The 7,961-nt window shown below is 66.6% G+C and carries 6 protein-coding genes; 3 read left to right on the forward strand and 3 right to left on the reverse strand.

Annotation, left to right across the window (positions count from 1 at the left end):
• Nucleotides 1-250: 250 nt before the first annotated feature.
• The 3 genes from IP86_RS19495 to IP86_RS19505 form a co-directional block, all read right to left on the reverse strand.
• Entirely contained in the window at nucleotides 251-1,486 is a 1,236-nt protein-coding gene (locus IP86_RS19495; protein ID WP_054164090.1) for an ABC transporter substrate-binding protein, read from the reverse strand.
• A gap of 228 nt (nucleotides 1,487-1,714) precedes the next feature.
• Nucleotides 1,715-3,235: a UdgX family uracil-DNA binding protein gene (locus IP86_RS19500; RefSeq protein ID WP_054164091.1), complete on the reverse strand. Its 1,521-nt coding sequence runs from the start codon at nucleotides 3,233-3,235 to the stop codon at nucleotides 1,715-1,717.
• A gap of 333 nt (nucleotides 3,236-3,568) precedes the next feature.
• Nucleotides 3,569-4,819 (reverse strand): putative DNA modification/repair radical SAM protein, encoded by a 1,251-nt coding sequence (locus IP86_RS19505; RefSeq protein ID WP_054164092.1) that lies wholly within the window; start codon nucleotides 4,817-4,819, stop codon nucleotides 3,569-3,571.
• Nucleotides 4,820-4,986: 167 nt separating this feature from the next.
• Here IP86_RS19505 and IP86_RS19510 point away from each other — a divergent pair, with 167 nt between their 5' ends.
• The 3 genes from IP86_RS19510 to IP86_RS19520 form a co-directional block, all read left to right on the forward strand.
• Complete coding sequence (locus tag IP86_RS19510; protein ID WP_054164093.1) at nucleotides 4,987-5,772, forward strand: ImuA family protein; 786 nt, start codon at nucleotides 4,987-4,989, stop codon at nucleotides 5,770-5,772.
• Nucleotides 5,660-7,258 (forward strand): Y-family DNA polymerase, encoded by a 1,599-nt coding sequence (locus IP86_RS19515; protein ID WP_082364125.1) that lies wholly within the window; start codon nucleotides 5,660-5,662, stop codon nucleotides 7,256-7,258. The genes IP86_RS19510 and IP86_RS19515 overlap by 113 nt, the downstream gene beginning before the upstream one ends.
• A gap of 189 nt (nucleotides 7,259-7,447) precedes the next feature.
• Nucleotides 7,448-7,961: PHP domain-containing protein (locus IP86_RS19520; RefSeq protein WP_156332562.1), on the forward strand; the 514-nt coding region annotated here is incomplete at its 3' end.

Genomic DNA, 7,961 nt, shown 5'->3' on the forward strand with positions numbered 1-7,961 from the left:
TCGCCGCGCGGAAGGGGCTCTCTTTGAAGCACGAGCGTATTGCGCGTGACGCCCCCTCATCCGGCACGGACTTACGTCCGTGCCACCTTCTCCCACGAGGGGAGAAGGGAAGAGCTACCGCATGCTCTCAACGAAAAAGCCCTCCGCGGGGATCGCGGAGGGCTGATCGTTAAATCGAAGCTTGATCGACAGTTTCGCGATTCCGGGTTCGCGAGCTGCGCTCGCGCCCCGGAATGACGAGGCCGGCGAACTAGCCGCCGGTCGGCGCGGCGACTTCGCCTTCGATGACGTCGCCGAACAGCTTCCAGTTCTCGCCTTCGAACCGCATCATCTGCAACTGCTCGATCGGGGCGAAGTCGGTCGCCGAGGTGTTCAGCGTCACGCCCGGCAGCAGGCCGCCGAGCTGCACGCCCTTCAGGCTCGCCGCCTGCTTCATGACGTTCTCGCGGGTGAGGTCGTCGCCGCACTGCTTGATCAGCACCGCGACGGTCTCGGCGATGTTGTAGCCGGTCATGAACGACGAGTCGGCGCGGCTGGCGTCCGGCGCGTACTTCGCCATGAACTCGTAATAGGCCTTCATGCCCGGGTCGTTTTCCCACTGCTTGTCGGTGGCGTCCTTGGCGTAAGAGGCGGAGATGATGCCCTGGGCGTTTTCGAATCCGGCCGGCTTCATCACGCTGCCGGTCGAGGCCGAGACGTTCGGCACGATCATCAGCGGCTTCCAGGCGAGTTCTGCGACCTTCTTGATGGTCTGCGCGGCGAATTTCGGCGTCGCGAAGATCACCAGCACGTCCGGATTGGCGGCCTTGATCTTGACGATGTGCGAGTCGACGGTCGGCTCGGTCAGCTCGTAGCTGTCCTCGATCACGACCTGCGAGGCCTTGGCGCCGAGGCCGTCCTTGAGCCCCTTGAGATAGTCCTTGCCGAAATCGTCGCCCTGATACAGCACGGCGATCTTGGCGTCCGGCTTCTCCTTCATCAGATACTTGGCGTAGATCCGACCTTCGCTCTGGTAGCTCGGCAGCCAGCCCATCGTCCACGGGAACTTCTTCGGATCGTTCCACTTGGTGGCGCCCGACGCCAGGAACAGATGTGGCACCTTCTTGGCGTTGAGATACTTCTGGATCGCGGTGTTAGACGGCGTGCCGAGCGGCGAGAACATGAACAGCACTTCGTCGCTCTCGACCAGCTTGCGGGTCTGCTCGACGGCCTTCGGCGGCGAGTAGGCGTCGTCGTAGGAGATGTAGACGATCTTGCGGCCGTTGATGCCGCCCTTGTCGTTGATCATCTTGAAGTAGGCGTCCTGCGCCCGGCCGACGCTGCCATAGGCCGACGCTGGGCCGGAATAGGGGACGATGTTGCCGATCTTGACCTCGGTATCGCTGGCGCCGGGGCCGTATTTCTTCTGCGCCATGGCCTGACCGCCGACGGCGGACAGCAGAGCGGCGGCCGCCAGGGTGGCGATCGAGCGGGAGAGAGCCGACATCAAGTTCCTCGCATGTTGTTGTTGGTCTTGCTGCATGCGCTGCTCTGCAGTGCAGCAGTTCGACGCAGCGTTAGCCGGTTCGGCGCGCTTGCTCAACCCGATCGGGTTGCGACGGTTACCGAAATTCGTGCGGTTTCGTTTGAATCAAAGCCGTCATATCGCCTGCGCCGAAATGTCGCGATGAGCGCGGAGGTTGGTGCGCTGCCGTGCGGGGCGGTCAGCGCCGGCTCAAGCCGCGTGCGCCTTCAGATGCGCGGCGACGATCTTCAGGTCGTCGACGAAGCGGGCATATTCGCGCTCCTTGGCGTCGGCGTCCGGTAGCCGCAGCAGATAGGACGGATGCACCGTCACCAGCACTTGCGGGCCTTCATCGCGCTCGATCAGGTGGCCGCGATTGGCGTTGATCGGCGTGATCTTGCCGAGCACGCTCTGCGCCGCGGTGGCGCCCATCGCCACCACCAGCAGCGGCTTGATGGTGGCCAGCTCGCGCTCGTACCATTGCCGGCAGGCTTTGATCTCCGGCGTGTTCGGCTTCTGGTGCAGGCGAATCTTGCCGCGTGGCACGAATTTGAAATGCTTCACCGCATTGGTGACGTAGGTCTTGTCGCGGTCGACGCCGGCTTCCGCCAGCGCGCGATCGAGCATCTGGCCGGCGGGGCCGACGAACGGCTTGCCGGCGAGGTCTTCCTTGTCGCCCGGCTGCTCGCCGACCAGCATGACAGTCGCATGTTGCGGGCCTTCGCCGAACACGGTCTGGGTCGCCGGCTTCCATAGATCGCAGGCGCGGCAGTCCTTCGCTTCCTCGCGCAGATGCGCCAGCGTGTCGGCACTGTGCTTTGCTTTCACCATCGGCTGCTCCTGTCGCTGCGGCTTCTTCGGCACGCTCGCCTCGGCCGCGACCATGGCGTGGGTCTTGCGCTCGGCGTCCTCGATCAGCGGCTTGATCAGCGCTGCCTCGGGCAGATTGCGCCAATATTTCTTCGGCATCTCGGCCTGCATCGCCTTCGTCTTGAGCCGCGCCGGATTGAAAATGCTGGCGTAGTAGGTGAGCCAGGTCTCCTCGAGGCGATCTTCCGACGGCGCCATCGACTTTGCGACCCTCGGCGTGAACGCCACCGCGTGGCCGTCCCAATGCGCGCAGACGTCCGGCGTCAGGATCGACCACGCCATGTCGGCGAAACGGCGCGCGAAGAACGGCGCGGCGAGTTCGACGATGTGGTGCTCGGGCTCGAACCACGCCACGTAACGCGACTTCGGCTCGCGGCCGATCTCGCGGAAGCGCACGAAGGCGTGCATCTTGTGCTCGTCCCGCCGCACCGCCTTGGCCATCGCCTGTAATCGCACGATATCCGGATCGGTGGCGATGTGCATCAGCTCGGGATTGGCGCGCAGTCGCCACAGCAGTTGATACAAATAGGCGAAGCGCTGCGGATCGCGATGCAAGATCGCGGTCTTGGCGAGCTCGACGAAGCGGGCCGGGACGGTGAAGGTTTGGGTGGGAGAGGGCGGTATCATGTTGGATGACGGCGATGCCGGCTGAGTAGGCGGCGCTACCTGATCGAATGTTGTTGGCGCCTCCGCAAACGCTCCGACACCTTGCGCCAGTCCCGGCGCATCGAACAACTCCGGCTCGTCACCCGCTACCGACCAGCTCACATCGGCCGGCGCCACATCCGCCAACACCAACCCCCGCGCGGCCTTGCGCCAGCCGTCGAAGTCGGTATCGCTGTCGAGGCGGATGGCGTGCATGTGCCTTTGGCTATCCAATTTGTTAGTTACGTACAGGTCGCGCTTGCAACGTGGCACAGCCCTCATCCTGAGGAGCCTCGGCAAAGCCCGTAGGGCTTAGCCGAGGCGTCTCGAGGGATGGCCCCAGGTGCGTGTCTCCATCCTTCGAGACGGCTGCTGCGCAGCCTCCTCAGGATGAGGCCGTGCTTGTAGCTAATCACCTATCCCCGTCATTGCGAGGAGCACCCGGATCAGCGCTACGCGCTGTCCGAGCACAGGCTCCGCAGCGAAGCAATCCAGCTCCGTGCACGGCGCTCCTGGATTGCTTCGCTTCGCTCGCAATGACGACAACCCTCAAAACCCAAATCCCAATTGCTGCGCCTTCGGCCGAAACCGCTCCGCCAGCCGTACGCCATCGAGCAGGTAGGTCGGCGGGCGGTGGTCGGGGAGAACGATGAAAGGCAGCGCCTTGTTCCTTGGGATGTGCAGCTTGGCGAGGTCGGCGCTGCGAATTGCGCTGTGGCGGCGCGTGTCGATGATGCGGTCGACCGCCTTGCGGCCGAAGCCGGGGACGCGCAGCAGATCCTCGCGGCTGGCGCGGTTGACGTCGAGCGGGAAGCGGTCGCGGTGGCGCAGCGCCCAGGCCAGCTTCGGGTCCATCTCCAGCGACAGCATGCCGACCGACGGGTCGATGATTTCCTGCGCGCCGAAGCCGTAGAACCGCATCAGCCAATCGGCCTGATACAGCCGATGCTCGCGCACCAGCGGCGGCGCCGCCAGCGGCAGCGCGCGGCTCGAATCCGGGATCGGGCTGAACGCCGAGTAGTACACGCGCTTGAGATTGTACGAGCCGTACAGATTGGCGCTGGTGTCCAGAATGGTCTGGTCGGTGGCGGCGTCGGCGCCGATGATCATCTGTGTGCTCTGGCCGGCCGGCGCGAAGCGCGGCGGCTTGGCGCGGTTCGGTTGCTTGCGCGCCTCGGCCTTGGCCTCGGTCGCTTCATCCAGCCGCAGCCGCAGCCGCCCCATGGTCCGGCGGATGGCGCGGACGTCTTTCTCCGGCGCCAGCTTGGCGAGGCTGTTCTCCTCCGGCACCTCGATGTTGATGCTGAGCCGGTCGGCGTAGCGGCCGGCTTTGGCGATCAGCGCCTCGTCGGCTTCGGGAATGGTCTTGAGATGGATATAGCCGCGGAAGTGATGCTTTTCGCGCAACGTCTGTGCAACCTGCACGACCTGCTCCATGGTGTAGTCGGCGCTGCGAATGATCCCCGACGACAGAAACAGCCCCTCGATGTAGTTGCGGCGATAGAAGTCGAGCGTCAGCTGCACCACCTCGTCGACGGTGAAGCGGGCGCGCGGCACATTCGACGAGGCGCGGTTGACGCAATACAGGCAATCGTAGTTGCAGGCATTGGTCATCAGCACCTTGAGCAGCGAGATGCAGCGGCCGTCGGGCGCGTAAGAGTGGCAGATGCCCATGCCGGGCGCGGTCGAGCCCAGCCCCTTGCCGTCGCGGCTGTCGCGTTTCTCCGTGCCGCTCGAGGCACAGGAGGCGTCGTACTTCGCCGCGTCCGCCAGGATGGCCAGCTTGCGCTGCACGTCCATATGGGAATCTCCTTGATTCAGCTGCCGAAAAAATTTTGCTCCGGAGACTCGGGATGAACCCGATTGACTCTCTCCCGGGGCAAGGATTTATTAGAACATATCATGAACAAATGAGCCGGCAACGGGTTCATCGACTCTTCGTATCGGCAGTGAAAAAGGAGCGGCGCATGGACGGCGCGCGCCACAGCATGCTTGCGCGCCTGAAGGGCGAGATCGACCGGCTCGAAAGCGGGACGGCCGAGACGTTGCGCCGCGTGCCGCTCGGCCATGCCGAAGCCGACGCCGTGCTGCACGGCGGGCTGGTGGCGGGCGCGCTGCACGAAGTGTTCTGCGACGGCCATCACAGCGCGGCGGCGACCGGTTTCACGGCGGGCGTGGCGCGGCTGCTGGCCGATCAGCGGTTCCTGCTGTGGATCCGCCAGGATTTCTCCGCACGCGAGAACGGCGAACTGGCAATGGAAGGTTTTGCCGAACTCGGGCTCGATCCACGCCGGCTGGTGATGGTGCGCGCCCCTGATGCCGACAGCGCGCTGCGCGCCGCCGCCGATGCGCTCGGCTGCAACGGCCTCGGCGCGGTGATCACCGAGCTGTGGGGCGAGACCCGCGGCTTCGATCAGGTCGCCTCCCGAAAACTGACGCTGGCGGCGCAGGATAGCGGCGTGACCGCGCTGATGCTGCGCATCGCCGCGGCGCCGCAAGCTTCGACAGCGGAGACGCGCTGGATGGTGCGGGCGGCGCATTCGCCGCCGAGTGAGGATTGGGGCGCGCCGGTGCTCGACACCTCGCTCATCCGCAATCGTCACGGCCAGACCGGCCGTTGGATCATGGAATGGAATTGTGATGCGTGCCAGTTCCGTGAACCGCAGACGCATTCTCGGCCTGTGGCTGCCGAGGTTGCCGACCGATCGGTTCGAACGTCAGTTACTAGCTCCGAACGCCGGCTCGCCGGCTGAGGCCTCGCGCCCGCCGCGCGTGGTCGCTGCCAAGCGCGACAACGCGCTGATGGTGATCGCCTGCGATGCGCGCGCCAGTCAGGGCGGCGTGCTGCCCGGCATGCCGCTCGCCACCGTGCGGGCGATGCATCCGGCGGTCGACGTCATCGATCACGATCCGCATGCTGACGCGGTGCTGCTGAACGCCATCGCCGACTGGTGCGACCGCTACACGCCGCTGGTGGCGCTCGACGGCGCCGATGGGCTGTTGCTTGATATCACCGGCTGCGCCCATCTGTTCGGCGACGAGGCCGCGCTGATGCGGTCGCTGACGACCTCGCTGACGCGTCAGGGCTTCGAGACCAGCGCGGCGATTGCCGGCACCGCGGTGGCGGCGAGGGCGCTGACCCGCGGCGCGCCGCGCAGCATCGTGGCGCCGGGCGAGGAGGCGAGGGCGGTGGCGCCGCTGCCGGTGGCGGCGCTCGGCGTCGATGATGCCATCGTGCGCGGCCTGCGCCGCGCCGGGCTCAAGACCATCGGCGAGGTGCTGGCGCGGCAGCCGTCCGAACTCGCCGCCCGCTTCGGCGAAGACTTCATCGCCGTGCTGCGCCAGGCCACCGGGGACGACGACGCGCCGATCTCGCCGCGCCGGCCGGCACCGGACTACGTGGTCGACAAGCGCTTCCCCGAGCCGGTCGCCACCCTTGAGGTGATCCTGCCGACGCTGCTCGGGTTGGCGAAGCTGCTGATCGCCGCGATGGAGCGCAGCGGCAAGGGCGCCCGGCAGCTGGTCGCCAGCTTCTTCCGCAGCGACGGCGCGGTGCGCAGTATCAGCGTCGAGACCGGTCAGCCGGTGACGCGGGTCGAGGTGGTGCAGCGGCTGTTCGCCGAGAAGCTCGACGCACTGGCCGATCCGCTCGATCCCGGCTTCGGCTACGATCTGATCCGGCTCGCCGCCAGCGTCAGCGTGACCACCACCGAGGCGCAGCGTGGCTTCGACACGCACGCGCACCAGGCCGAGGATGTCGCCCTGCTGGCCGACACGCTGGCGGCGCGGCTCGGCGCCCGGCGGGTGGTGCGCTATCTGCCGCAGGACACGCATATTCCCGAGCGGGTCGCGCTCGCCGTGCCGGTGCAGCATTGCCCGCCGGACGCCGGCGATGCGCCCTGGCCGGCGCGCGCCGACACCCCGCCGCTACGCCCGCTGCGGCTGTTACAGCAGCCCGAGCCGATCGAGGTGATGGCCGGCGCGCCGGACGATCCGCCGGCGCAGTTCACCTGGCGCCGCGTTCGCCACCGCGTCACCCGCGCCGAAGGCCCGGAGCGCATCGCCATGGAATGGTGGCGCGCCGCGCAGCCCGGCCTGACCCGCGATTACTTCCGCGTCGAGGACGAATCCGGCGCCCGCTTCTGGCTGTATCGCGACGGACTTTACGAAATCGAGGTGATGCCCCAGCCCGACGGCACCGGCCAGCCGCGCTGGTACATGCATGGATTGTTCGCGTGACTACAAAGCCGTCCACCCTTGTCCCGGGCGCGATGCGGCACGCAGTGCCGCTTCGCAGACCCGGGACCCCGGTTAGGCGCGTGCAAGACACCGGGGCTCCGGATCAGCAGCGCACCACGCCGCAAGCGCGGCGCGCTGCGCTGCATCCGGGGCACGCTGTCTCGCTTGTCATCGAGCGGTGAGACGTCCATGGGCGCGCGCTACGCCGAGATCGGCGTCACCACCAATTTCTCGTTCCTGGAAGGCGGTTCGCATCCGCAGGAGTATGTGCATCAGGCGAGCGAACTCAGCCTCGACGCCATCGGCATCGCCGACCGCAACACGCTGGCCGGCGTGGTCCGCGCCTACAGCGAGCTCGACAACAAAGACCTCGTCCACAAGCCCAAGCTGCTGATCGGCGCCCGGCTGTGCTTCATCGACGGCACGCCGGACCTGCTCGCCTATCCGACCGACCGCGCCGCCTACGGCCGCCTCTGCCGCCTGCTCAGCACCGGCAAATTGCGCGCGGAGAAGGGCGAATGCCATCTGACATTCGGGGATCTGGAGGCGTTCGTTCACGAGCCATCATCCTCGATCCCCGAGCCTTCGACATCTCCTCATCGGCCTTCGGCCTCCATCCATCAGCTTTCGATTCCCACCCCTCAGCCTTCCGCCTCCATCCACCACCTCCCCACGTCGTCATGGCCGGGCTTGACCCGGCCAT

Origin of the sequence: Rhodopseudomonas sp. AAP120 (genome assembly GCF_001295845.1) — a bacterium.
In the GTDB taxonomy this organism is placed as follows: Bacteria; Pseudomonadota; Alphaproteobacteria; order Rhizobiales; family Xanthobacteraceae; genus Rhodopseudomonas.

Excerpts from the sequence above, each read along its gene's own strand:
- IP86_RS19495 (WP_054164090.1), bottom strand. The coding sequence starts at position 1,486 with ATGTCGGCTCTCTCCCGCTCGATCGCCACCCTGGCGGCCGCCGCTCTG.
- IP86_RS19500 (WP_054164091.1), bottom strand. The coding sequence starts at position 3,235 with ATGCACGCCATCCGCCTCGACAGCGATACCGACTTCGACGGCTGGCGC.
- IP86_RS19505 (WP_054164092.1), bottom strand. The coding sequence starts at position 4,819 with ATGGACGTGCAGCGCAAGCTGGCCATCCTGGCGGACGCGGCGAAGTAC.
- IP86_RS19510 (WP_054164093.1), top strand. The coding sequence starts at position 4,987 with ATGGACGGCGCGCGCCACAGCATGCTTGCGCGCCTGAAGGGCGAGATC.
- IP86_RS19515 (WP_082364125.1), top strand. The coding sequence starts at position 5,660 with ATGCGTGCCAGTTCCGTGAACCGCAGACGCATTCTCGGCCTGTGGCTG.